Source organism: Luteimonas sp. RC10, from assembly GCF_014192745.1.
Classification (GTDB): Bacteria; Pseudomonadota; Gammaproteobacteria; order Xanthomonadales; family Xanthomonadaceae; genus Luteimonas.
Genome location: NZ_JACHYJ010000001.1, coordinates 252,516 through 275,095 on the forward strand (window position 1 = coordinate 252,516; position 22,580 = coordinate 275,095).

At 70.7% G+C, this 22,580-nt stretch carries 21 protein-coding genes and 2 pseudogenes; 14 read left to right on the top strand and 9 right to left on the bottom strand.

Translation table 11 applies throughout. The annotated features are described in order from the left end of the window. Window positions 1-105: 105 nt before the first annotated feature. The 5 genes from FHW73_RS01045 to FHW73_RS01065 all read left to right on the top strand — a co-directional run bounded on the left by FHW73_RS01045 (window position 106) and on the right by FHW73_RS01065 (window position 5,830). Window positions 106-993 carry a cytochrome c oxidase assembly protein gene (locus tag FHW73_RS01045; RefSeq protein ID WP_221187383.1) on the top strand — a complete coding sequence of 296 codons (888 nt, stop codon included), beginning with the start codon at window positions 106-108 and terminating at the stop codon, window positions 991-993. A gap of 100 nt (window positions 994-1,093) precedes the next feature. Further along, the gene (locus tag FHW73_RS01050) at window positions 1,094-2,302 is read left to right on the top strand and encodes a mechanosensitive ion channel domain-containing protein (RefSeq protein ID WP_183424855.1); all 1,209 of its coding nucleotides are present in this window, start codon (window positions 1,094-1,096) and stop codon (window positions 2,300-2,302) included. Beyond that, a complete protein-coding gene (locus tag FHW73_RS01055; RefSeq protein ID WP_183424856.1) occupies window positions 2,299-3,294 on the top strand; it encodes an aldo/keto reductase in 996 nt (331 codons plus the stop codon). The genes FHW73_RS01050 and FHW73_RS01055 overlap by 4 nt, the downstream gene beginning before the upstream one ends. Before the next feature lie 264 nt (window positions 3,295-3,558). Beyond that, complete coding sequence (locus tag FHW73_RS17320; RefSeq protein WP_221187384.1) at window positions 3,559-4,647, top strand: BON domain-containing protein; 1,089 nt, start codon at window positions 3,559-3,561, stop codon at window positions 4,645-4,647. 109 nt (window positions 4,648-4,756) lie between these two features. Beyond that, window positions 4,757-5,830: an endonuclease/exonuclease/phosphatase family protein gene (locus FHW73_RS01065; protein ID WP_183424857.1), complete on the top strand. Its 1,074-nt coding sequence runs from the start codon at window positions 4,757-4,759 to the stop codon at window positions 5,828-5,830. Between the two features lie 20 nt (window positions 5,831-5,850). Here the strand turns inward: FHW73_RS01065 and FHW73_RS01070 are convergent, their stop codons facing one another. The 4 genes and pseudogenes from FHW73_RS01070 to FHW73_RS01085 form a co-directional block, all read right to left on the bottom strand. Continuing rightward, window positions 5,851-6,183 (bottom strand): hypothetical protein, encoded by a 333-nt coding sequence (locus tag FHW73_RS01070; RefSeq protein WP_183424858.1) that lies wholly within the window; start codon window positions 6,181-6,183, stop codon window positions 5,851-5,853. A gap of 112 nt (window positions 6,184-6,295) precedes the next feature. Continuing rightward, the gene (locus tag FHW73_RS01075) at window positions 6,296-6,850 is read right to left on the bottom strand and encodes a hypothetical protein (RefSeq protein WP_183424859.1); all 555 of its coding nucleotides are present in this window, start codon (window positions 6,848-6,850) and stop codon (window positions 6,296-6,298) included. A gap of 374 nt (window positions 6,851-7,224) precedes the next feature. After that, window positions 7,225-7,728 (bottom strand): annotated as a pseudogene (locus tag FHW73_RS17385) (pyridoxamine 5'-phosphate oxidase family protein); the annotation flags it as partial. 87 nt (window positions 7,729-7,815) lie between these two features. Beyond that, window positions 7,816-9,015, bottom strand: coding sequence for an MFS transporter (locus tag FHW73_RS01085; RefSeq protein WP_183424861.1), 1,200 nt, complete (start codon window positions 9,013-9,015; stop codon window positions 7,816-7,818). 167 nt (window positions 9,016-9,182) lie between these two features. Between FHW73_RS01085 and FHW73_RS01090 the strand changes: the two genes are divergently transcribed. Further along, window positions 9,183-9,794 carry an NAD(P)H-dependent oxidoreductase gene (locus tag FHW73_RS01090; RefSeq protein ID WP_183424862.1) on the top strand — a complete coding sequence of 204 codons (612 nt, stop codon included), beginning with the start codon at window positions 9,183-9,185 and terminating at the stop codon, window positions 9,792-9,794. Between the two features lie 25 nt (window positions 9,795-9,819). On the opposite strand, the gene FHW73_RS01095 is transcribed toward FHW73_RS01090, so the two are convergent. After that, window positions 9,820-10,029 carry a hypothetical protein gene (locus FHW73_RS01095; protein ID WP_183424863.1) on the bottom strand — a complete coding sequence of 70 codons (210 nt, stop codon included), beginning with the start codon at window positions 10,027-10,029 and terminating at the stop codon, window positions 9,820-9,822. Between the two features lie 147 nt (window positions 10,030-10,176). Here FHW73_RS01095 and FHW73_RS01100 point away from each other — a divergent pair, with 147 nt between their 5' ends. From FHW73_RS01100 to FHW73_RS01110, 3 genes and pseudogenes are all read left to right on the top strand, one after another. Further along, the gene (locus FHW73_RS01100; RefSeq protein WP_183424864.1) at window positions 10,177-10,968 is read left to right on the top strand and encodes a DUF72 domain-containing protein; all 792 of its coding nucleotides are present in this window, start codon (window positions 10,177-10,179) and stop codon (window positions 10,966-10,968) included. A gap of 156 nt (window positions 10,969-11,124) precedes the next feature. Continuing rightward, window positions 11,125-13,896 (top strand): PAS domain-containing protein, encoded by a 2,772-nt coding sequence (locus tag FHW73_RS01105; protein ID WP_183424865.1) that lies wholly within the window; start codon window positions 11,125-11,127, stop codon window positions 13,894-13,896. Window positions 13,897-14,338: 442 nt separating this feature from the next. Then, a pseudogene (locus FHW73_RS01110) lies at window positions 14,339-14,551 on the top strand (hypothetical protein); the annotation flags it as partial. Between the two features lie 50 nt (window positions 14,552-14,601). Here FHW73_RS01110 and FHW73_RS01115 read toward each other — a convergent pair. Both FHW73_RS01115 and FHW73_RS01120 read right to left on the bottom strand, forming a co-directional pair. Continuing rightward, entirely contained in the window at window positions 14,602-15,396 is a 795-nt protein-coding gene (locus FHW73_RS01115) for a class III extradiol ring-cleavage dioxygenase (RefSeq protein ID WP_183424866.1), read from the bottom strand. A gap of 105 nt (window positions 15,397-15,501) precedes the next feature. Next, entirely contained in the window at window positions 15,502-16,506 is a 1,005-nt protein-coding gene (locus tag FHW73_RS01120; RefSeq protein ID WP_221187385.1) for a serine hydrolase, read from the bottom strand. A gap of 228 nt (window positions 16,507-16,734) precedes the next feature. Here FHW73_RS01120 and FHW73_RS01125 point away from each other — a divergent pair, with 228 nt between their 5' ends. Continuing rightward, entirely contained in the window at window positions 16,735-17,196 is a 462-nt protein-coding gene (locus tag FHW73_RS01125) for a hypothetical protein (RefSeq protein WP_183424867.1), read from the top strand. 120 nt (window positions 17,197-17,316) lie between these two features. Here the strand turns inward: FHW73_RS01125 and FHW73_RS01130 are convergent, their stop codons facing one another. After that, window positions 17,317-17,760 (bottom strand): hypothetical protein, encoded by a 444-nt coding sequence (locus FHW73_RS01130; RefSeq protein ID WP_183424868.1) that lies wholly within the window; start codon window positions 17,758-17,760, stop codon window positions 17,317-17,319. After that, window positions 17,757-18,398 carry a DUF5671 domain-containing protein gene (locus tag FHW73_RS01135; protein ID WP_183424869.1) on the bottom strand — a complete coding sequence of 214 codons (642 nt, stop codon included), beginning with the start codon at window positions 18,396-18,398 and terminating at the stop codon, window positions 17,757-17,759. Before FHW73_RS01135 ends, FHW73_RS01130 begins: the two co-directional genes overlap by 4 nt. A gap of 116 nt (window positions 18,399-18,514) precedes the next feature. Between FHW73_RS01135 and dinG the strand changes: the two genes are divergently transcribed. The 4 genes from dinG to FHW73_RS01155 all read left to right on the top strand — a co-directional run bounded on the left by dinG (window position 18,515) and on the right by FHW73_RS01155 (window position 22,580). Next, a complete protein-coding gene (gene dinG / locus FHW73_RS01140; protein WP_183424870.1) occupies window positions 18,515-20,677 on the top strand; it encodes an ATP-dependent DNA helicase DinG in 2,163 nt (720 codons plus the stop codon). 241 nt (window positions 20,678-20,918) lie between these two features. After that, complete coding sequence (locus FHW73_RS01145; RefSeq protein ID WP_183424871.1) at window positions 20,919-21,917, top strand: YihY/virulence factor BrkB family protein; 999 nt, start codon at window positions 20,919-20,921, stop codon at window positions 21,915-21,917. A gap of 68 nt (window positions 21,918-21,985) precedes the next feature. Next, window positions 21,986-22,261 (top strand): type II toxin-antitoxin system Phd/YefM family antitoxin, encoded by a 276-nt coding sequence (locus FHW73_RS01150; RefSeq protein WP_183424872.1) that lies wholly within the window; start codon window positions 21,986-21,988, stop codon window positions 22,259-22,261. After that, window positions 22,254-22,580, top strand: coding sequence for a type II toxin-antitoxin system RelE/ParE family toxin (locus FHW73_RS01155; RefSeq protein WP_183424873.1), 327 nt, complete (start codon window positions 22,254-22,256; stop codon window positions 22,578-22,580). The genes FHW73_RS01150 and FHW73_RS01155 overlap by 8 nt, the downstream gene beginning before the upstream one ends.

The following is a 22,580-nucleotide window of genomic DNA, read 5'->3' on the forward strand; positions in this document are numbered from 1 at the left end:
CTAGGACATCTCCGATCAAGCCCACGTGGGCGACGGCCGGCACCGCATCGATGGTGGGCCGCTGCCGCCGCCATCGCGACTTGGCCGCTGCTAGGCTTGCCGGCGATGTCGCACTTGATTCAACGCTGCCTGATCCTGCTTGCCGTCTGCGCTGCCACGTCGGCGCTCGCCGCCGTGCCCGAGGGGCCACCGCCCACGCTCGCCAGCGCATGGACGCTGTCGCCGTGGACGCTGCTGCCGCTGCTCGCACTGGCAGGCCTGTATGCACGCGGACTTGCGCGGCTGTGGCGTGGCGCCGGCGTCGGCCGTGGCGTGTCGCGCGGCGAAGCCGGTGCATTCGCAGCCGGCGTGCTCGCATTGGCACTGGCGATGGTCTGGCCGCTGGACGCGTTCGCCGCCTACGCACTGTCGGCGCACGTGGCCCAGCACATGACCCTGCTCGCCCTGGCACCGCCGCTGGTGCTCGCGGGTCGACCGTTCGCGATCGCCGCATCCGCGCTGCCAAGACACTGGTCCGCGCGTCTGCACCGTGGCCTGCATCGACCGCTGTCGTCGCTGGCCACCGCGCTCGCGCCGGCGGCCGTGGTGCATGGCGCGACGATGTGGCTATGGCACTTGCCGAGCGCGACCTCGGCCGCGCTTGCCGATCCAACGCTGCACCGGGCGATGCACGCCAGCTTCCTGATCGCCGGGCTGTGGTTCTGGGCGGCGGTGTGGCGGCGGCTGCGCGCACCCGATGCCGGTGCCGTCGGCGGACTCGTCGCGCTGGTGGCGGTGATGATGCAGATGGGCTTTATCGGCGCGCTGTTGACCTTCGCACCGCGGCTGCTGTACCCGGTCTACACCGACCGCGCCCTGCTGATCGGCCTCGACCCGCTGCGCGACCAGCAACTGGCCGGGCTGTTGATGTGGGTGCCCAGTTGCGTGCCCTACATCGTGGTTGGGCTGTGGCTGGTGATCGCGTTGCTGCACCGGATGCGACGCCGCGGCTGAAGCGCAGATGAGGTGCGCCGGCCAAGCGCCGCGCGCTCCACATGCCATCGACCGGTGCTCGGGCAGGATCGCCGCTTTCCCGTTCCGACGCGGAGGCAAGATGACGCTGGACTGGCACTACCTGGCCGCCGTGGCCTGGCCGCTGGCGGCGGCGTTGCTGCTCGGCCTGATCGTGCACTGGGCGTTGCGCGCACTGCGCCGCACCGCGCGCCGCCATGCGCAGGATCACCTGCGCGCACGCATCGCGCAGGTGGTGGCGACTCCGGCCGCGGTCGCATTGCCGCTGCTGTTCCTGGCGATCGCGCTGAACTCCACGCCCCTCGATCCCGACCTAGTGCGGTCGCTGCGCCACGGGCTCGGGATCGGCGGCATGCTGTGCCTGACCTGGCTGCTGGCGCGCGTGGTGGGTGCAGTCGAGGCGCGCATCCTGCGCGAGCACCCGGTCGATGTCGAGGACAACCTCGCTGCGCGGCGCATCCAGACCCAGACCCGCGTCATCAGCCGCGTCGTGCAGGGCACGGTGATCCTGGTCGGCGTGGCGCTGGCGCTGATCACCTTTCCGCAGGTACGCCAGGTCGGCGCTGCACTCCTGGCCTCGGCCGGTATCATCGGCCTGGTCGCGGGCATCGCCGCCCAGCCGGTGTTCGGCAACCTGATTGCCGGCCTGCAGATCGCCCTGGCCCAGCCGATCCGGCTCGACGACGTGGTCATCGTCGAGGGCGAATGGGGACGCATCGAGGAGATCACCTCGACCTATGTGGTGGTGCGGATCTGGGACGAGCGCCGCCTGGTGGTGCCGCTGCAGTGGTTCATCTCCAACCCGTTCCAGAACTGGACACGCACCAGCGCGCAGTTGCTCGGCACCGCGTTCCTGTGGCTCGACCACCGTGCGCCGATCGCGGCGATCCGCGCCGAACTGCAGCGGCTGTGCGAAGCCGATCCACGCTGGGACCGCCGCGTATGCGTGACCCAGGTCACCGAGACCGACAAGCACACGATCGAGGTTCGCCTGCTGGTGAGCGCGCGCAACTCGGGCGAGCTGTTCGACCTGCGCTGCGCGGTCCGTGAAGGCATGCTGGCATTCCTCGCCGCCCATCACCCAGAAGCGCTGCCGCGGCTGCGCAACGACGTCGAGGACGTCGGCGCGCATCGGACGCGCGCCGCACAGCCGACGCCTGCGCCCGACCATGCCGACACCCGCTCGCCCGGCGCCGAGACGGTGACCGCCGCCGACCGCGAGGGCGAGGCCGCACGCGAAGCCGCGGCCGCCCCGCCTCCCTCTTCCCCCGACCCTGGAGCCACAGCATGAAGACCCGTCAACTCGGCCTCGGCGGCCCCGCCGTCTCGGCGCTCGGCCTGGGCTGCATGGGCATGAGCGCGTTCTACGGCGGCCGCGAAAGCGACGCCGACGCCATCCGCGTCATCCACCACGCGCTGGATCAGGGCATCACCCTGCTCGACACCGCCGACATGTACGGCCCGCATACCAACGAATCGCTGGTCGGCCGTGCATTGCAGGCCCGCCGCGACGACGCGTTCGTGGCGACCAAGTTCGGCATCCGGCTCAACCCGGACGACCCGCAGGCGCGCAGCGTCGACGGGCGGCCCGAGTACGTGATCGCCGCCTGCGAGGCGAGCCTGTCGCGGCTGGGCATCGAGACGATCGATCTGTACTACCAGCACCGTGTCGATCCGATGGTGCCGATCGAAGACACCGTCGGCGCGATGGCGCGGTTGGTCGAGCAGGGCAAGGTTCGCCACCTGGGCCTGTCGGAGGCCTCGGCGCAGACCCTGCGTCGCGCCTGCGCGGTGCATCCGATCACCGCGCTGCAGAGCGAGTACTCGCTGTGGTCGCGCGACCCCGAGACCACCGGCACGCTGGCCGCCTGTCGCGAACTGGGCGTGGGCTTCGTCGCCTATTCGCCGCTGGGCCGCGGTTTTCTGACCGGCACGATCCGCACCCCCGACGACTTCGAGGCGGACGACTACCGACGCCACTCGCCGCGCTTCCAGGGCGAGAACTTCGACCGCAACCTCGTCCTGGTCGAACAGGTGCAGGCGATCGCGCAGGACTACGGCGTCACCCCCGGCCAGCTCGCGCTGGCCTGGGTCCTGGCGCAGGGCGAGGACATCGTGCCGATCCCCGGCACCAAGCGCCTGGAATTCCTGGATGAGAACATCGCCGCGCTCGCCATCGGGCTGACCGACGACGATCTGGCGCGCATCGACGCGATCTTCCCGCCCGATGCCGCCGCCGGGACGCGCTACCCGCAGGCGGGCATGGCCGCACTCGGCCGCTGAGCGCGGCGCGGCGATTGCCGTCGCGCCACGGAATCGCCGCGGGAATTTGACGCGTCGCGAACGCGCCCGCGCGCACCGTCGCGTGACGGCATCGCCCCGACGCCCGCGCCACCGCAGCGTCGGGCGCTCCCGATCTTGAGGAGATGCCGCACGGCCGGCCGCCCAGGTGGGCGGCGCATCCTCATGGGGTGTCCACACGGCCGTTCCACGGGCACCGCACACGGTGCGCCGCCGCCATCGCCGCCCATCGGCGAGGAGACCGCGATGCACGACCGTAAAGACGACACCCCCGGCACCTCGGAAATGAAGGCCTTCGGCGAAGAGCTGCTGGCCACGGGTGCGCGCTACATCGACGCCGGCAGGCGCTGGCTGAGCGAGAGGAGAGACCAGATGGCATCCCGAGACGGCGACGAGGATCGCCACGCCCCCGGCCCGCACGGGGGACGCCGCGCCTATCGCGACGCGCCCTATCGCGGCGACGACCGCGGGGAACCCGGTTATGGCGATCCGGCCGTGGCCCAGCAGCACGCCTGGCGCCGCCAGCAGGGCCCGCGCGGCCGCCACGATGCGCGTGACCACGCTGGCGAAGGCTACGGCGCGGGCGCGCCCTATGCCCAGTTCGCACGCGGCCAGCATCCCGATGACGACCGGGCGGGCAGCGGCCGCGCCTACGGTGCGGGCGGCAGCCGCGGCGACCTGCGCGACGGCGACGACCGCCTGTCGGACTGGGGCCACCGCAGCCCGCACTGGTTCAACGACGTCGACCACCTGGGCGGGGCGCCCGATTTTGCGCATTTCGGCGCCTACGACCGCGAAGGTCGGGTTGGCCGTGCGACACCGCGCGGCGATGCCGGTCGCGCGCCGGGACGCGGCTGGCGCGGCGTCGGCCCGAAGGGCTACGTCCGTTCCGATGCGCGGATCACCGAGGACATCTGCGAACGGCTCACCCACAGCGACGAGATCGATGCACGTGAGGTCTCGGTGCGGGTCCACGACGGCGTCGTGACGCTCGAAGGCCACGTCGAACAGCGCTGGACCAAGCACCGCATTGAGGACATCGCCGAAGGCTGCGCGGGGGTCAAGGACGTCGAGAACCGTATCCGCGTGCGTGACGCAGGACGCTGGCAACCCGGAAGTGACACGGCGTCGGCCACCTCGGGCAGCGATGCGTCGGGCAGTGCCACCTCGACCGGCACGTCGACCTACGTGCCGCCCGCGGCCGGCCCCGGCGCGGCAGGGCCGCTGTCGACCGCTGCACGCCAGCATGACACCGGCCACGGCACCGGCGACTTGGCCTCCAGCGCGCAGCGCGGTGGCGGGCCCTCGTCACAGGGCGACGCGGACACGCGCTGAGGTCCTCCGCGAGGGCCTCGTCCTGCCTTGCATCACCGGCCCGCGCCGCATTCACATCGGCGCGGGTCGGCATCGCGGATAGTCCGGCCTCCCTCCCGCCGGCCCATCCATGCTGACCCCCGTCTTCGCGATCGCCACGATGGTACTGGCGATCGCCACCCTGATGCCCACCATCCGCAGTGGCGCGTGGTGGATCCGCGGTTTCGACTTCCCGCGTCTGCAACTGCTCGTGCTGTCGATCGCCGTGCTGGCGGCGCAGATGGTGCTGCAGCCGATCGACGATGCGTGGACCACCGCGATCGTCGTCGTCAATGCCGGCTGCGTGCTCTGGCAGGCCTGGTGGATCGTCCCCTACACCCGGCTGCGGCGGCCGGAGGTCGCCGACGCCCCCGCCGATGCGCACCCGCGCATCCGCCTGCTCGCCAGCAATGTGCTGATGCACAACCGCGACACCGCACCGCTCGTGGCGCTGGTGCGCGAGCACCGCCCCGATGTGCTGATCGCGGTGGAGACCGACCGGCACTGGGAGCGCGCGCTCGACGGTCTACAGGACCTGTTGCCGCATGCGCTGCGCTGCCCACTGGACAACCTGTACGGCATGCATCTGTACACGCGCCTGCCGCTGCACGATGCCAAGGTGCGCTATCTGGTCGAGGACGACATCCCGTCGATGCACGCCACGCTCGAGCTCGACGACGGGCAGCGGGTCGTCCTGCATGCCCTGCACCCACGCCCGCCGAGTCCGACCGAAGCCGACAGCTCGCAGGACCGCGACGCCGAGCTGGTGCTGGTCGGGCGCGCCGCGCGTGAGGCCGAACATCCTGTGATCGTCGCTGGCGACCTCAACGATGTGGCGTGGTCCCGGACCACGCGTCTGTTCCGCAAGGTCAGTGGCCTGCTCGATCCCCGCATCGGGCGCGGCATGTACAACACCTTCCACGCACGCCTGCCGGGGCTGCGCTGGCCACTCGATCATTTGTTCCACAGCCGGCACTTCACCCTGGTGTGCATGCGCCGGTTGCCGGCGATCGGCTCGGACCATTTCCCGATCCTCGTCGAGCTAGCGCTCGCGCCCGGCCACAATCCGCGCGACGCGGGTCTGTCACCGGATGCGCAGGCACGTGCCGATGCGCAGGCGGCGGTCGACGGCGCCGATCCCAACGTCGCCGCCGCGCCGCGCTGATCGCAGCGCAGGCGGCCGCTTCAGCGGTCCAGTCGGGCGCGCAGGTCGCGCAGGTCCTGCCGGGCGATGTCGCGCAACGTGGCGTCACGCCAGGCCTGGGCCGCATCCGGGCCGGCCTGCGCGCTACGGCGCTCGTACTCGGGCTGCATCTGCTCGATCCGCAGTGCGCGGATGCGGCGATACTCGGCTTTCAGCGACGAGGCGCGCCGGATCGGCCAGGACTCGCCGATCGGCTGCGCCCACGGTTGCGGTTCGACGGCCAACGTGGCGACGACGTCAGTCTGCGCCGCGGCGGCACCGTCGCCGGCCCAGGCCGGCAATCCGCAGGCCAGCGCGAGCAGCGCGATGGGCATGGCCCACCGCTGCGCGCGACCTCTGACGATCTCGTCCATCGCACCCTCCACGCGCTGACGATAACCGAGACGCTAGCACCGAATCGGCGACGGTGGTGTGCAGACCGCGCGTTCAGGCGCCGGGGCGCAGATCCAGTCCCAGCGCGTGGCCGATCGTGCGTACGCCATCGTCGTCGTCACGCAGCGCGATCGCGCCGGCGAACGTGTCGTCGCCGGTCTCCCAGGTCCACAGCGTGTAGCCGGCGACCCGCAGCTGGTCATAGGCCGCGCCGAGCAGCGTCGACGGCGGCACCCCGGCCAGGGCATCGGCATCGGTGGGGTCTTCCAACTCCCAATCGATCTCGACGCAGAAACGCGCGGCCAGCTCGACCAGCACCTCGATCAGCGCGACACGATCGTCCTCCTCGATCCGGAAGCTCGACTGCCAGTCGGTGACCGCGCCCAGCGCGTCGCGTACTGCATCGGCGTCCGGGTCGGGCGGCAAGGCGTCCTGCCAGGCGAGGAACTGCTGGCGTGCCGCCTCCTCGTCGCCCGGATTGATCAGCAGCAGCCACTGCCAGGCGATCGCCTCGAGGTCGGCATCCGGGTCGTCCTCGGCGTCGGCACGGCCATCGCCGAGGAACGCGAAATTGTCGTCGGGGTCGAACTCGGTCTCGGGCAGGGACATAACAGGCGGATCGGCGTTGGGGGCGTGCAGTGTGCCGCTGCTGCGGCCGCGCTGCAGCCCCCGGGTCGGATGGCCGCTCAGCGTGTCCGAGGCTTGGACGTGCCGCCCGCCTGCTTCGCCGGCGCCTTGGCCGCGGCTGTGCGGCCGGTGGTCTTGGTGGCCGTCGCCTTCTTCGCGCTCGTCTTGGTGGCGGCCTGCTTCGAGGCTGCTGTCTTCGTCGCAGTCTTCTTCGTGGCCGTCTTCGTCGTCGCGCTGGTGTTGGTCGCGGACTTGCCGGCCGCGGCCCGCGTCGTGGACGCCGTCTTCGATGCTGTCCGGGCCTGGTGGCTGCGCGTCTTGCGCGACGGCGGCGGGCGAGAGGTCTTGCGGTCGCCGCGCAGGTCGACGATACGGTTCTCACCCATCGCATCCTTGCGCTTGGTCACGCGCGCGGTGGCGAACGCGATCGCCTTGCCGATCAGCGTGCCGGGCGCATCCCAGTACTCGGCGGTGTGGGCTTCGACCTCGACCAGGGCGAGATTCGGATCGTCGATGCCGCCCGGGAAATAGGCCTTGAGCGCATCGTTCCAGAACGCCACCACCTTGGCGCGATCGTCGCTGACCCGTGCCTGCCCCGAGACCGAGACGTAGGTATTGCGGCGCTGCGAGGCATAGGCCAGATTGACGTTGGGATTGCGCGCGATCTCGTCGATCTTCGGACTGTCGGCGGCGACGAAGAACCAGATCCGCTCGCCGTCGAACTGCGCCTTCTGCGTCGACAGCGGCCGACTGACCAGCGCGCCGTCGCGGGCGACGGTGGTGAACATCGTGATGTCGATATCGTCGATCAGCGACGCGATCGTCGCCGCGTCTTCTTCGGCCTTGCTGGGCGATGCCATCGGGTACTCCGCGTGTCGAGGGTCGGCGTCGAGTGTCGACGTCGGCCAGCGCCGCGGACGTGAAGACAGCACGCAGCGCGCGTGTCGCTAGCCTGCGCTCGGCACCGGTTGCCGCCGCTCGTCGCGGCGCGCCCAGGCGTAGATCAGCAGGCCGGCCGTCGCTGTCGCCGCGCCCACCCATCCGGTCGAGGTCCAGCCCAGGCCCGCACTGATCGCCAGTCCGCCCAGCCATGGGCCGAGCGCATTGGCGGTGTTGAACGCAGCATGGTTGGATGCGGCTGCAAGCGTCTGCGCATCACCGGCCACGTCCATCAACCGGGTCTGGAGCACCGGCGCCAGGGCGCCCATCGTGCCGAGCGCGACCACGGCCGGCAGGATCGACCACGTCGCCTGCGCCGCCAGCGGGAACAGCAGCAGCACCAGCAGCGACCACGCCAGGATCACCGCCGCGGCACGGAACTGCAGCCGGTCGAACAGCCAGCCACCGGCCACGTTGCCGATGATCGCGCCGACGCCGAACGCCGCCAGCGCCACCGGGATCCAGGTCTCGGCCACGCCCGTCACCTCGATCAGGGTCGGCGCCAGATAGCTGAAGACGCAGAACATGCCGGCAAATCCGATCGCACCGATCGCCAGTGCCAGCCAGACCTGGGACCGATTGAATGCGCGCAACTCGCGCATCGGCGATTGCCCCGGCGCCACCGGATCGGGCGCGAGGAAGCGCGCCACCAGGACCACGGTGATCAGCGCGATCGCCGCCACCAGTGCGAACGTCCAGCGCCAGCTCGACAGCTGACCGAGCCAGGTCGCCAGCGGATTGCCGACCAGGATCGCGATCGACAATCCCAGCAGCACCCGGCTGACCGCCGTGCCGCGCTGATCGGGCCGGCTGATCGAGGCGGCGACCAGCACCGCGGTGCCGAAGTAGGCGCCATGCGGCAGGCCGGCAACGAAACGCGCCACCAGCATCGCCATGTAGTTGGGCGCCAGTGCACTGGCCAGGTTGCCCACGGCGTAGAAGCCCATCAGCGCCAGCAGCAAGGTGCGCCGCGGCAGGCGGGCACCGAGGATCGCCAACAACGGCGCGCCGACGACCACGCCGAGCGCATAGCTGCTGATCAGATGGCCGACGTCCGGTTCGCTGACGCCGAACGCACGCACCAGGTTGGGCATCAGGCCCATCATCGCGAATTCGCTGGTGCCGATCGCAAATCCGCCCAGGGCGAGCGCGAACAGGATCGGCGTGGCGGCGCGGCTGGGCAGCGACGCGGGCGAGGCGCTGGCCATCGCAGGTCTCCGGCAAGGACGACCGCGTATTATGTTGCATCGCAGCAAGCATCCCGTCGCCCTGCCTGGACAACGGTCCGCGCGCGTTCATGCGGATCGCAGCCCACGACGCGGTCTGTACGGCCCGACACCGACAGTGGCGCCCTCTTCGCTCCTGCGAGTCCGCCATGACGCTCTCCGCCTTCGGCCTCAACTGCACGCTCAAGTCGGGCGACGCCCCCTCCTCGACGCAAAAGATGCTCGACGCCGTACTGGCCGCGCTCGCGCGGCACGACGTGCGCACCGACAGCGCGCGCGTGGCCGACTTCGACGTGCGCCCGGGCGTGACCGCCGATGAGGGCGACGGCGACCAATGGCCGCAGCTGCGCCGCCGCATCATGGAGGCGCAGATCCTGGTCCTGGCCACGCCGATCTGGATGGGGCATCCCTCGAGCCTGGCCCAGCGTGTGCTCGAACGTCTGGACGCGGTGCTCGGTGAGATCGATGACGACGGCGTCTATCCGACCTTCGGCAAGGTCGCCATCGCCGCGGTCGTCGGCAACGAGGACGGCGCCCACTTCGTCCATTCCCAGCTCTACCAGGGCCTGGCGGATGTGGGATTCACGCTGCCGGGCGGTTCGCCGCCGTACTGGGTCGGCGAGGCGATGGGCAGTACCGACTTCAAGGATCTCGACACGATCCCCGACAAGGTCGACGAGACCATCCGTACGGTCGCCAGCAACGCCGCGCACCTGGCGCGCCTGCTGGCCGAGCGGCCCTATCCCGCGCCCAAGCGCTGACGCGCCCGTCGCACTTGGCGGCAGCTCAGGGACCGGTGGCCTCGTCGTCGGCCGCCGGATCGGTGTGATCGGGCCCGGTGGGGTCGGGATCGGGCATGCGCTGCGCGCCGCCGCCGCGTCGCGGCATGCGGTCGTCGCCGACCGGCGACCAAGCGTTGCGGTCGCCGCTGCCGTGCGGATAGCTGCGCGGCTGGCTGGGGATCGGGGCGTCGTCGGGCGGATCTTTGCGTGACATCGCAGGCTCCGGCTTGAATCGAAGGGCGCAGCGTCCTGCCGCCGGCGCCGCGCCACCGTGAGCGCGCACGTCGACTCGTGCCACAAGTGCGCAGGGGATGCGCGCGGTCTCACGTCGCCAGGTGGTGCCTCCTGCTACGACAGCGGCATGCCCCAGGTCCCCGCCCGCCCACCTCATCCCCCGCCGCGGATCGGCTGCGCCGGCTGGTCGATCGCCTCGCGCGATGCCGCCCTGTTCGAAGACGGCGCCAGCATGCTGGCGCGCTATGCCACGCGGTTCGACCTGGTCGAGATCAATTCTTCGTTCTATCGGCCGCACCGGCGGACGACCTACGAGCGCTGGGCGGCCAGCGTGCCGGCGGGCTTCCGCTTCAGCGCGAAGCTGCCGCGCACGATCACCCACGAGCACCGGCTGCGCAGCTGCGGTCCGCTGCTCGATGCCTTCCTCGAGGCGGCAACCGGCCTGGGGGAGCGGCTCGGCTGCCTGCTGGTGCAACTGCCGCCCAGCCTGGCGTTCGACGCACGCAGCGCCGCAACGTTCCTGGCAATGCTGCGTCGGCGCTGGGCGGGCGGCCTGGCCTGCGAGGTGCGGCATGCCAGCTGGCTGACGCCGCGGGCCGAGGCACTGCTGCAGCGGCACGGCGTGGCACGCGTGGCCGCGGACCCGGCGCGGCATGGCGCCGATGCCCAGCCGGGCGGAGACCCGTCCGTGGCCTATTGGCGCTGGCACGGCACACCGCAGATCTACCGCAGCGCCTACGATGCGGCAGCCCTCGATTCGCTGGCCGCGGCCATCGACGCGCGCCCGGCGAGCGGCCACTGGGTGGTGTTCGACAACACCGCTGCCGGCCATGCCACCGGCAATGCGGCCGCGCTGCAGGCCCGCTTGCAGGCGGGGCCGGCCACCGATGTCGCTCCGAGGGCACGCCGGCGTCGGTGAGGCCGCGGGCCACGGTGCGACGCCCGGTTGCGGTCATCATCCCCCCACCACTGGGACCTATGGCAGGATGCGGCCCGTCTCGAGCTGCGCGTCCCGCTGTTGAACCCGCCCGCTGCCTGTCCCACCAGCATCGATTTTCTGCCCGCACACGGCGTGATGGCGGGCCGTATTGCTGCGTTCGACTGGTCGACGACGCCGCTGGGGCCGCTGCAGACCTGGCCGCAGTCGCTGCGCACCACGGTGGCGCTGATGCTCGATTCGCGCTTTGCGATGTGCCTGAGCTGGGGCCCGGAGCTGACGTTCCTCTACAACGACGCCTATGCCCCGATGCTCGGCGCCAAGGAGCCCGACGCACTGGGCCGGCCGATTGCGCGGATCTGGCCGGATGTCTGGGACGACATCCTGCCGCTGATCGAGCAGGCGATGTCCGGCACGGCGACCTCGCACGAGGACATGCCGCTGACGATGCTGCGCCACGGCTACCCGGAACAGACCTACTGGACGTTCGCCTATACGCCGGTGCGCGATGAGCAGGGACAGATTCCGGGCTTTCTGAACATCACCACCGAAACCACGCAGAAGGTGCTCGCCCAGCGACAGCTCGCCGCCGAGGCCGAGCGCCTGGGGCGTCTGTTCGATCAGGCGCCGAGCTTCATGGCCCTGTTGCGCGGACCCGAGCATCGCTTCGAGCTGGCCAATCCCGGCTACCGACGCCTGGTCGGCGATCGCGACCTGATCGGCCGCACCGTCGCCGAGGCCTTGCCCGACGCGGTCGACCAAGGCTTCAAGTCGCTGCTCGACGATGTCTACGCGACCGGCCGCGCATTCTCGGCCAGCGGTGCCCGCTTCGTCGTCCAGGCCACGCCGGGCGGGCCGTCGGTGGAGCGCTACCTCGATTTCGTCTATCAGCCGGTCACCGACGAGCGCGGCGTGATCGGAATTTTCGTCCAGGGCGTGGACGTGACTGCACGCGCGCTGGCCGACGAGGCGCTGCGCGAGCGCGAGGCCGAACTGCGCACGCTCAACAGCGACCTGGAGCGGCAGGTCGTCGCGCGCGCGCGCGAACGCTCGCTGACCTGGCAGGTCACGCCCGACCTGCTCGCGGTCGTCGATGCCGACGGCTGCATGCAGACGACCAACCCGGCGTGGGGACAGATGTTGGGCTGGCGCGCCGACGAACTGGCCGGCCAGCCCTGGTGGGCGTTCGTCGACTCGGACGACCAAGACGTCACCCGCAGCGTGCTCGACACGTTGCGCGCCGGCAAACCCGTGCTGCGCTTCGAGAACCGCTGGCGCACGCGCGCTGGCGGCGTGCGCACGCTGTCGTGGGTGGCCACGCCCGAAGGCGGTCGTTTCTATTGCAGCGCGCGCGATGTCACCGACATCAAGGCCGCCGCCGACGCGCTGGCGCGTTCGCAGGCGCAGCTGCGTACGCTGTTTGAGACCAGCTACCAGCTGCAGGCGATGTGCACGCCCGACGGCACACTGACCGATGCGAACCAGACCGTGCTCGATGCGATCGGGGTCGAGTTCGAGGCCATCGTCGGCCGGCCGCTGTGGGAGACGTCCTGGTTCAGCACCACGCCGGGGATGTCCGAGCGCGTCCGCGGCCTGTTCAACGAAGCCACCCGCGGCGGCACCGCGCGCGCCGAGATCGAGGTCGAGTTGGCGTCCGGGCGGCGCGTGCACGACCTGTCGATCCGCCCGATCCGCGACGCCGGCGGGCGGATCATCGCGGTCGTGCCCGAAGCGATCGATACCACCGAGCGACGCAACGCCGAAGAAGCGCTGCGTCAGTCGCAGAAGCTCGAAGCAATGGGCCAGCTGACCGGTGGCGTCGCGCACGATTTCAACAACCTGCTTACACCGATCTTCACCGCCCTCGAGCTCGCCGGTGACCCGGATGCCCGGCCTGAACGTCGTGCGCGCATGATTGCGGTTGCGCAGCGCTCGGCCGAACGCGCGGCCACACTGGTGCAGCGCCTGCTGGCCTTCGCGAGGCGGCAGCCGCTGCAGCCGGTGGATGTGGAGGTCGGTCCGCTGGTCGCGGGCATGGCGGAGCTGATCGCAAGCTCCAGCAGCCCGCGCGTGCGACTGGTGCTCGACATCGCCGAGGACCTGGCACCGGCGATCGCCGACCCCAACCAGTTGGAGATGGCGCTGCTCAACCTCAGCGTCAACGCCTGCGACGCGATGCCCGATGGCGGTGTGCTCACGCTCGGCGCACGCAATGCGCGGATGGATGCCGACACGCACGCCGACGGCCTGCCGCCCGGCGACTACGTCGTCGTCTCGGTCGCCGACACCGGTCACGGCATGGACGAGGCGACGCGCGCGCGCGCCGTCGAGCCGTTCTTCTCGACCAAGGGCATCGGCCGCGGCACTGGCCTGGGCCTGTCGATGGCGCATGGCCTGGCCTCGCAGCTCGGCGGCCGGCTGGCGATCGCCAGCGCCCCGCAACGGGGCACCACGATGGAACTCTGGCTGCCGGTGGGCACCCGCCGCGCGGCCGCGAATGCAGACAGCAACGAGGACGATCACGTGAACACGACAGACGAACACCGCGGTACCGCGCTCGTGGTCGACGACGAAGACGCCGTGCGCATGTGCACCGCCGACGCGCTCGACGACATGGGCTACCGCGTGATCGAAGCCAGCTCGGCCGAAGAGGCGCTGGCCGCGCTCGAGGGCGGGCTGGCCCCCGACATTCTGGTCACCGACCACCTGATGCCCGGCATGACCGGCGCCGAGTTGGCCCGCACTGTACGCGACCGGTTGCCGGGCACGGCCGTGGTCATCGTCTCGGGTTACACGAGCATGGCCGAGTTCGATCCGGGCCTGACGATCCTGGGCAAGCCGTTCCGCCAGCAGGAGCTCGTCGCCAGCGTCGAGGCCGCGACCGCATCGCTGCAGTCGGCCGTGGCCTGAGCCCACCCGCCGGCGCGCATCCGACGCGCCGCGCGTAGGTGTGAAGCCAAGCGACGCGACATCGACACGGCCCGCGCCACGCTGGGCCCATGAGCTGGCCACTGACGTCCGAGCATGCCCAGGCTGCCCTCCCTCGTTCGTTAGGACAGGTTAGGTGGGGGCCCATCGCTCCGATCGCCGCGCATACCGGGCTCGCCCCATCCCGGCCTTCCACCCGTGAAGGGCGCAATGCCCCGCCAGCGGGGGAAGGAGACAAGCGCACGACGCGTCCATCGGCGTTGGGAGGACACAAGCACCACGTGCCGCCATGCTCGCGCGCGGCATGCGCTCATGCCCTCCCCCGTTCACGGGGGAGGGTTGGGTGGGGGCCATCACCCCGATTGCCGCGCACCGTGAGCTCGCCCATGTCCCACCTCGCAGCCGCACGATGACCGCGCCGGCGCTGCAGCAGTATGCGAACCGGCACGGCGACAGCGGCGTCACCGCCTATGCGATCGACTGCGACGCGATCGCCGTCGAGTTCGGGCACGGCCCGGTCTATGTCTACGCGCGCCGCGACATCGGCGCTCGGCACTTCGCGGCGCTGTGCGCGGCTGCGCAGGCCGGTCGCGGGCTGTCGACCTGGATCAGCCAGCACGTGCAGTCGCACTACGCCACGCACTTCGACGACCGCGCCGCCTGGCGCGCCTGGCGCACAGCTGCGCCTCAGGCCGTGCCGTCGCCGTCGAAGCGGTAGAGGTCCATCGCCAGAAACCCCATGTCGATGCCGGCCTCGATACGCCGCGCGCCGAGCCGGTCGCCACCGGCTGCGCCCGTGGCCACGAACAGCGGCAGCAAGTGCTCATCGGTCGGATGCGCCTGCGCCGCGAACGGCGCCTGCCGGCGATAGTCGAGCAGCGCGGGCAGGTCGTCGGCGCGCAGCCGCGCTTCGATCCAGTCGGTGAACGGCCGCACGTACGGCGCCTCGCTGCCGTCGCGGCCCCGCCAGTCGTGCAGGTTGTGGGTGATGCTGCCCGAGCCGATCACCAGCACGCCTTGCGCGCGCAGCGGCGCCAGCGCGCGTCCAAGCGCGAGCGCATGCGCCGGACCGAGCGCGGGCTGGATCGACAGCGGCACCACCGGGATATCGGCCTCGGGATGCAACAGGCGCAGCGGCACCCAGACGCCATGATCGAGCCCGCGCTGCGGATCGACCTGGGCGGGCAGCCCGGCCGCGTCCAAGCGCGCAGCGACGTCCTGGGCGAGCGCGGGGTCGCCTGGCGCCGGATAACGCAGGGCATACAGCGCCTCCGGGAAGCCGCCGAAGTCGTGGACGGTCTGCGGCTGCGCGGCGCCACCGACCTGCGGCCGCGCCGCCAGCCAGTGCGCAGACGCCACGACGATCGCGCGCGGCCGCGGCAGGTCGCGCGCCAGTTCGGCCAGCCGCACGCCGACCCGACCGGGCGACAGCGCGGTCATCGGCGAGCCGTGGGAGACGTACAACGCAGGCAGCGGGGCCATGGAACGCACCAGGAAGCGAGGAATGCCTCTCACGATGGGCGCGGGTCCCGGCCCACGGAAGCCGCGGCGCCACGACGCATCGTCGCAGCCATGCAACGCTGGCAGTCAGGCCGCCTGTGTCGCGACGATGCGCTCCAGCAGCACCAGCAGATCGGCCAGGTGCCCGGATCCCGCCGGCGTGCGCTCATCGGAGGTCATGACGACGGTCAGCGCCAGCGTCGGCACGATGAACAGCATCTGCCCGCCATGGCCCCAGGCGTAGCGCACCTCGTGCCCACCGACGCGCCGAGCGAACCAGCCATAGCCATAGCCGTCGCCGGTGTAGATCGAGCGCGTGCGCGGTTGCCAGGACTGCGCGATCCAGGTACCCGGCACCAGTTGCGCGCCGGCTGCGCTGCGCCCGTGGTTGCGGTAGAGCTCGCCGAAGGCGAGCAGCGAGCGCGGCGTCATCGCCATCTGGTTGCCGCCGAAGTGGATCCCTTGCGGATCGCGGTCCCAGGACGCGATCGAAAAGCCGGCCTGCGGTTCCAGCCACTCGCGGGCGAGCTGCAGCGTCGGCTTGCCCGACACCTGTACCAGGATCGCCGACAGCAGATGGGTCGATCCGGACGAATACAGCATGCCGCCGCCCGGCACGTCGACGAACGGCTGCGCCAGCGCGGCGCGCACCCAGTCGCGCTGGGCGACCCAGGCGCCGTACTGGCGACCGGACGTCGGCCGCAGCCCGGCCTGCATCGACAGCAGATGGCCGATGGTCACCTGCGCCATCCGCGGATCCGGCGCCTCGGGCAGGCGATCGGCGAGCAGCGGCGCGATCGGCTGGTCGACGCCCTCGAGCAGACCACGCTCGATCGCGATGCCCACCAGCGCCGAGACCACGGACTTGGACGCCGACTTGATGTTGGCCGGGCGCGCCGGCGAGGCGCCGTGGTAGCCGCGCTCGGCGAGCACGGTGCCGTTTCGCGCGACGATGACCGTACGCAGCGGCGCCAACGCCGCAGCCTCGTCGAGCACCGCCGCCAGGCGCGCGTCCTGCGCCGCCGCCAGCAGCGGCGACACCAGCAGCAGGCAGACCAACAGCAACATCGAGGGCAGACGGCGGGACGACATGGCCCGGGCAGTATCCCGCGCGAGCACGCAGCACGCCACACACGGCGATGCGCCCTGGCTCACCCGCGTTCGACCCGGTTGCCCCTGGCAGTACCTAGATCGAAAATGGCGGAACATGTTCGGCGACCCGACCACTGTTCATAGCTGCGACGGCGGCAGCGGCGGCAAACCCGGCGGCGTTGCTTGCGGCAACCCCAACCCTGTCGACGTCGAAGCGAGGCCATCGGCATGAAAGCGCTGCCCGCCGTGATCTTGCTGACGACGATCAGCCTCTCGGCCTGCACTGGAAGACTGCCTTTCCAGCCACCGCTGGCGGCCTTTCAGGCCTGGCAAAAGCCGGGGGCTTCGCGTCTCGATACGAAGAAAGCCCTGCTGGAATGTGGCATGCCGCACCCGCACACCGCCTCGCTTCCCCCAAACGATGTGCGGACACCCGACCAGCAGGCCGAGGCCGAGAACTGCCTGCTCGCCGCGGGGTACACAATGACGGAACAGTCCCCGGGCTGGTGTGCACTTCAGCCGGAACTGCCTGCCTGCCAACCTGGTGTGGAGCCGCTCGCCCCCAGCGTCGAACGGCGCCTGGGCAGTCACTACTGTCGGGCCCGCCTGGATATGGCGTACTGCAGAAAAACCGCGAGCAACCCCTCCGCCTGCACGGAAGGGCCGGTCGAGCCGGAATGCCTGCCGTAAACGCCAGCCGCTGCTCAGCCATTCCTGCCGCGGCCAATGGCGTCGCCAATCTGACCCGCGCGCTGCCGATCGACCACGGGTGCGATGTGTCTGGCCCGCGACGACGCCGGCTTTACACAACTAGTCGGCAGGCACCGCCGGCGCCGCAGGCAGATCGGCCCGCCGCTCGAAGCACACTCGCCCGATTCCATGCGGCCACTCGGCACGCAGCCCGGGTTCGACCTGGCGCAGCGGATCGCGGTTGTCGGTGGCGAAGTCCGCACACAGCTCAATGCGGCCGCGCGTAAGCGCACGATAGCCGTAGGGGGCACCGGTGCTCGGATCCGCACGGCGCAAATCTGGCGCATCGATCGCCGCCAATGTGTCGGGCAGGACGCCGTCGCGTTCGAGTTGCCGCGTGGCGGCCTGCTCGATCCGCCGCAGGTCGTGCACGCGCATGGCATCCATGCGGGCCTGCCGCTGCGCAGATGGCGAGCCGATCAACAACAATGCGGTCGCAACCGCGGCCACGCTCGCCACGCCGCCGGCGACGATCAGCACCCGGCCCAGTGTCGCCGCACTCACGACACCGCCTCGTCGCTGCGCAGGTCGAGCAGATAGAACGCGAACACCGCGCCAGCGATCGCACCGACCACCGCGACCTTCAGTACGAAGCGCACGGTCAGCTCGCCGCCCAGCACGTTGTAGACCAGCGCGATCGCATCGCCGATCAGCACGGCGGCGGCCAGGAACAGCGTCATATAGGTCAGCCAGCGCCGCACCGGCGACAGCCGCTTGAGTGGATCACGCGCCAACTCGCGCGAGAGCCGGTGCGCGAGCCAGGCGAACGCAGGGAAGGCGATCAGCAAGGCAGCCGAGGCGCTGCGCATCGACGCCCCCATCCGCTGTAGCCGGTACTCGGGATCGGTGGGATCGGGAAACGCGTACGCGATGAGATCGAACGCCAGGCTGCCCAGCTGCCAGGCCCAGACGTACAGCGTGGCGAACAGCAACAGATACCAGAACGCATCGCGCGCCGACAGCGATGGCTGCGGCCGCGGGACCGGCACGACGAAGGGCACCGTGGCCCAGGCGCGCAGCGCACCGTCGATCTGCGCCTGCGGCCAACCGGCGGCCGCCAGTGCCTCCGCGGTCTGCATGCGGGTCGCGCCGCGCGCCAGCGCGTCGCGCACACAGGCGTCCAATGCCGGGTTCGATGCCATCGCGGTCCTCGTCCGCCGTTGCCGACCGCACTCTAGCAGGCCGCAGACGCGCCGTTCATGTCCGCCCGCGCAGCAGCGCTCTCAATCGGCGCGACCGGGCGTGGGACAATGCGCGCATGGGCGAACCCGAACTCCAGCCGCCGGCCCGGCCCGCGGCCGACGCGCCGCCGCGCGTCCTCACCGAGGCGCTGAAGGCCGACATCCGCGCCGCGTACGCGAAGCTCCAGGCCAACACGCCTGGCTTCAGCACGCGTCGCTCGCAGAGCGCGATGATCGGGCTGGTCTCGCGTGCGCTCGCGACCTCGGGCGGCATCGGTGTGGCCGAGGCGCCGACCGGCGTCGGCAAGTCGCTCGCCTACCTGACCGCCGGCGTGCCGATCGCGCTGGCGACGAAGAAGAAGCTGGTCGTGAGCACCGGCACGGTCGCGTTGCAGTCGCAGTTGGTCGAACGCGACATTCCCGCGTTCCTCGCCGCCACCGGGCTGGAAGCGAAGGTCGCGCTGGCGAAGGGGCGCACTCGCTATCTGTGCACCCGTAATGCGGCCGAACTGCACGCCGAGCACAGCCAGGGCACGTTGCTGCCGGGCGACACCGGTCCCGATGAGGGCGGCGACTTCGAGCGCCAGCTCTATGACCGCCCGCTGGCGCCGCATGAAGTCGATGCCGCGCACCGTCTGCTCGAAGCGCACGCCGACCGGCTGTGGGACGGCGACCTCGATGCCGCGCCCGAGCCGGTCTCGCCGGCGCTGCGCGCACGCATCACCACGCCGGCCTCGGGCTGCGCGGGACGTCGCTGCAGCTTTGCGCAACAATGCCCGGTGCTGCGTGCGCGCACCACCGTGCGCGATGCGCAGATCGTGGTCACCAACCACGCGCTGCTGCTGTCGTCGCTGGCGATGGGCGATGTCGAGAACGGCCAGCCACTGCTGGCACCGCCGAGCGAGATGCTGCTGGTGCTCGACGAGGGCCATCACGTGGCCAACGTCGCGATCGACCAGGGCGCCGCGCGCCTGCCGCTGGCCGACATGGCCAAGCGCACCGGTCGCATGCAGATCCTGATCGCGGGCAGCTACCGGCTGGTCGACAAGGAGAAGATCGGCACGCTGCTGCCCAACGAGGCGATCGAACTGGCGGTGCGGGTGTCGAAGGCGCTCAAGGCCTTCCAACTGGAGGTGGATCGGGTCTGGCAGCCCGAGCCGGGCGAGCGCGAGCCGATGTGGCGTGCGCCGCTGGGCCGGCTTCCGGACGACTGGGCGCCGGCGATCGAGACACTAGCCGAGGACACCCGCGCGCTGCTCAACTGGGTGCATGCCGCGCAGCAGGCGGTCGCGCGCGCCAAGCAGGACGATCCGGCGCGCGAGAAGCTGCAGCGCAGCCTGGGGATGGCGCTGGAGATGGTCGAGCAACAGCACGACCTGTGGGCCGGTTGGCGCCGCGAGGACCGCGACGGCGCACCGCCGATGGCGCGCTGGGTCACCGCGACGCGCGAAGGCGATCTGGCGCTGCACTGCTCGCCGGTCTCGGCCGCGCACGTGCTGCGCACGCTGCTGTGGAAGGAGGTCGATTCGGTCGTCATGACCTCGGCCACGCTGACCGGCGGCGGCGACTTCCAGTCGTTCGCGATCGACACCGGCCTGCCCGATCACGCCGAGACCGCATCGCTGCCCTCGCCGTTCGACCTGCCGCATCAGGCGCAATTGGTGGTGCCGCCGTTCCCGGTGCCGCCCGACGACCGTGAGGGCCATCCGAAGGCGGTCGCCGAGTGGCTGGCGCGCGAGCTGGACTGGAAGAAGGGCAGCATGGTGCTGTTCACTTCGCGCTGGAAGATGGAAAAGGTCGCCGAGCTGATGCCGGCCTCGCGCCGCGGCTCGATCCAGCTGCAGAGCGCAGGCAACAAGTCGCAGGTCGTCGCCGCGCACCTGGAGCGCGTCGCCGCCGGCAAGGGCTCGGTGCTGTTCGGGCTCAACTCGTTCGGCGAGGGCCTCGACCTGCCCGGCGAGGCCTGCACGACGGTCGTGATCACCCAGGTCCCGTTCGCGGTGCCGACCGACCCGCAGACCGCGACGCTCGGCGAATGGCTCGAGGCCCGCGGGCTGAACCCGTTTAACCTGATCGCCGTGCCGCACGCCCTGCGCACGCTGACCCAGTTCGCCGGCCGCCTGATCCGCACCTCGAGCGACACCGGCCGCGTGGTGATTCTCGACTCGCGGCTGCTGACCCGCCGCTACGGCAAGCGCATCCTCGATGCGCTGCCGCCGTTCGAGCGCGTGATCGGCTGAGCACGAGCGCGTGTGGGGCCGGACGCATGGCACACCGTCCGCGCGCCTCTGTGCACCGCCCTCGTCTACGGGGCGGTCGACGCGCATCGCGCGTCGGGTGGGGCACGCGCTGCGACACCCCGCGGCCATCGACACAAGGCACGTTCATCACGCCTCCCTACGCCTGCGCGACTAGAGTGACGGCCACGCCGGAAGGGCGCCTCGCGCAGCCCGTCTCCCGGCCCCGATCACGACCGACCGCATGAACGCACCCAGCCCGCCGCCGTCTTCTTCGCCCGACACCGTGGACACCACCGACACCGCGCCCGAGCCGCATACGCGCTGGTCGCGTGCGCGCCGGCGTCTGGACAGGACAGTCGAGCGCGTGGAGGACAGCGTGCCGGCCACGCTGGTCAAGCGCTTCATCGATGCCGACCTGCTGACCCAGGCCGCGTCGCTGTCGTTCTACACGCTGATCTCGCTGGCGCCGCTGCTGGTGCTGGTGCTGTGGATCACCGCATCGCTGTATCCCCCGGCGCAGGACGCCCTACTCGAGCAGATCGGCGAGCTCGCCGGCGAAGGCGCGCGGACGGTCGCCGGCACGGTGATCCAGAACGCCAACGAGCAGCCTGATGTGGGCTCGCTCGCGGGCCTGTGGAGCACGCTGCTGCTGTTCGTCGGCGCGACAGTGGTGTTCGCGCAGTTGCAAGGCACGCTGAACCTGATCTTCAAGACCGACAGCGGCCACATTCCCGGCGGGTTGAAGGCATTCCTGCGCAAGCGCGTGTTCTCGGCCGGTGTGGTGTTCGCGCTCGGCTTCCTGGTGCTCGCCTCGACCCTGCTGACCACCGCGGTCGAGGTGATCTTCGCCAACGTGCCGACGGTGCTGCCGCTGATCGGCAATTCGCTGATGCTGGTGCTTTACTCGCTGGCATTCGCATTGCTCTACCACTACCTGCCCGACCGGCGCGTGCGCTGGCGCCAGGCCCTGTTCGGCGGGCTCATCACCTCGGTGCTGTTCGTGTTCGGACGCTGGGCGATCGGGCTGTACATCACCCACGCCGCACCGGGCAGTGCCTACGGCTCGTTCGGGACCCTGGTGATCCTGCTGATCTGGATGTACTACGCGGCGACGATCTTCTTCGTCGGCGCACTGATCACCGCGGTCGTCGACGAGCGCCTGCGCCGGGCGTCGGTCGACCGTGCACTGCGCAAGCGCGCCGAGCGGCAGGCCGCTGGAGCAAGCGCCAGCGCGCGCTGAAAGCACCGCCCGTCGACACGCGATCGGACTATACTTGGACCTAATTCAGTCCTTGAAGGACGATCGCCATGACCGAATCCGTGATCAGCCTGAGCGACTTCAAGTCCGAGGCCAGCCAGTGGCTCAAGCAACTGCAGGAAGACCGGCAGGCCGTGATCCTGACGCAGAATGGACGCGGCGCCGCCGTGGTGCAGAGTTATGAGAGCTACCAGCGCCAGCAGCAGAGCCTGCTGATGATGAAGCTGGTCGCGCAAGGCGAGGCTGACGTCCGTACAGGTCGCACCCAGCCGCAGGACGAGGTCTTCGCCGAGCTCCGCGCCCGGCTGGACCCCCGGCATGGCTGAGCGCGCGGTCCACTGGACGGCAACCGCCAAATACGATCTGTCCGCCATCATCGACTACATCGCCGCCGAAAGTCCGGATGCGGCGCTGGCGACGCTGGATACCCTGCAGCAGCATGCCGCCTCCCTGGAAAGCCTCAGCGAACGGGGACGCATCGTACCCGAGCTCGGCGACGCCGGTCTCTCGCAGTACCGGGAGCTGGTGGTCAAACCGTGGCGGATCCTCTATCTGCCGGGTACCGACGCGGTGCATGTCGTCGCGGTGCTGGACAGCCGCCGCGACCTGCAGACGCTGCTGCTCGAACGCCTGATGCGCTCCTGA

Coding starts and splice junctions, on each gene's coding strand:
- FHW73_RS01045 (WP_221187383.1), top strand. CDS start 106: ATGTCGCACTTGATTCAACGCTGCCTGATCCTGCTTGCCGTCTGCGCT.
- FHW73_RS01075 (WP_183424859.1), bottom strand. CDS start 6,850: ATGTCCCTGCCCGAGACCGAGTTCGACCCCGACGACAATTTCGCGTTC.
- FHW73_RS01105 (WP_183424865.1), top strand. CDS start 11,125: ATGGCGGGCCGTATTGCTGCGTTCGACTGGTCGACGACGCCGCTGGGG.
- FHW73_RS01090 (WP_183424862.1), top strand. CDS start 9,183: ATGACGCTCTCCGCCTTCGGCCTCAACTGCACGCTCAAGTCGGGCGAC.
- FHW73_RS01150 (WP_183424872.1), top strand. CDS start 21,986: ATGACCGAATCCGTGATCAGCCTGAGCGACTTCAAGTCCGAGGCCAGC.
- FHW73_RS01100 (WP_183424864.1), top strand. CDS start 10,177: ATGCCCCAGGTCCCCGCCCGCCCACCTCATCCCCCGCCGCGGATCGGC.
- FHW73_RS01095 (WP_183424863.1), bottom strand. CDS start 10,029: ATGTCACGCAAAGATCCGCCCGACGACGCCCCGATCCCCAGCCAGCCG.
- FHW73_RS01070 (WP_183424858.1), bottom strand. CDS start 6,183: ATGCCCATCGCGCTGCTCGCGCTGGCCTGCGGATTGCCGGCCTGGGCC.
- FHW73_RS01155 (WP_183424873.1), top strand. CDS start 22,254: ATGGCTGAGCGCGCGGTCCACTGGACGGCAACCGCCAAATACGATCTG.
- FHW73_RS01145 (WP_183424871.1), top strand. CDS start 20,919: ATGAACGCACCCAGCCCGCCGCCGTCTTCTTCGCCCGACACCGTGGAC.
- FHW73_RS01125 (WP_183424867.1), top strand. CDS start 16,735: ATGAAAGCGCTGCCCGCCGTGATCTTGCTGACGACGATCAGCCTCTCG.
- FHW73_RS01115 (WP_183424866.1), bottom strand. CDS start 15,396: ATGGCCCCGCTGCCTGCGTTGTACGTCTCCCACGGCTCGCCGATGACC.
- FHW73_RS01055 (WP_183424856.1), top strand. CDS start 2,299: ATGAAGACCCGTCAACTCGGCCTCGGCGGCCCCGCCGTCTCGGCGCTC.
- FHW73_RS01085 (WP_183424861.1), bottom strand. CDS start 9,015: ATGGCCAGCGCCTCGCCCGCGTCGCTGCCCAGCCGCGCCGCCACGCCG.
- FHW73_RS01120 (WP_221187385.1), bottom strand. CDS start 16,506: ATGTCGTCCCGCCGTCTGCCCTCGATGTTGCTGTTGGTCTGCCTGCTG.
- dinG (WP_183424870.1), top strand. CDS start 18,515: ATGGGCGAACCCGAACTCCAGCCGCCGGCCCGGCCCGCGGCCGACGCG.
- FHW73_RS01050 (WP_183424855.1), top strand. CDS start 1,094: ATGACGCTGGACTGGCACTACCTGGCCGCCGTGGCCTGGCCGCTGGCG.
- FHW73_RS01065 (WP_183424857.1), top strand. CDS start 4,757: ATGCTGACCCCCGTCTTCGCGATCGCCACGATGGTACTGGCGATCGCC.
- FHW73_RS17320 (WP_221187384.1), top strand. CDS start 3,559: ATGCACGACCGTAAAGACGACACCCCCGGCACCTCGGAAATGAAGGCC.
- FHW73_RS01135 (WP_183424869.1), bottom strand. CDS start 18,398: ATGGCATCGAACCCGGCATTGGACGCCTGTGTGCGCGACGCGCTGGCG.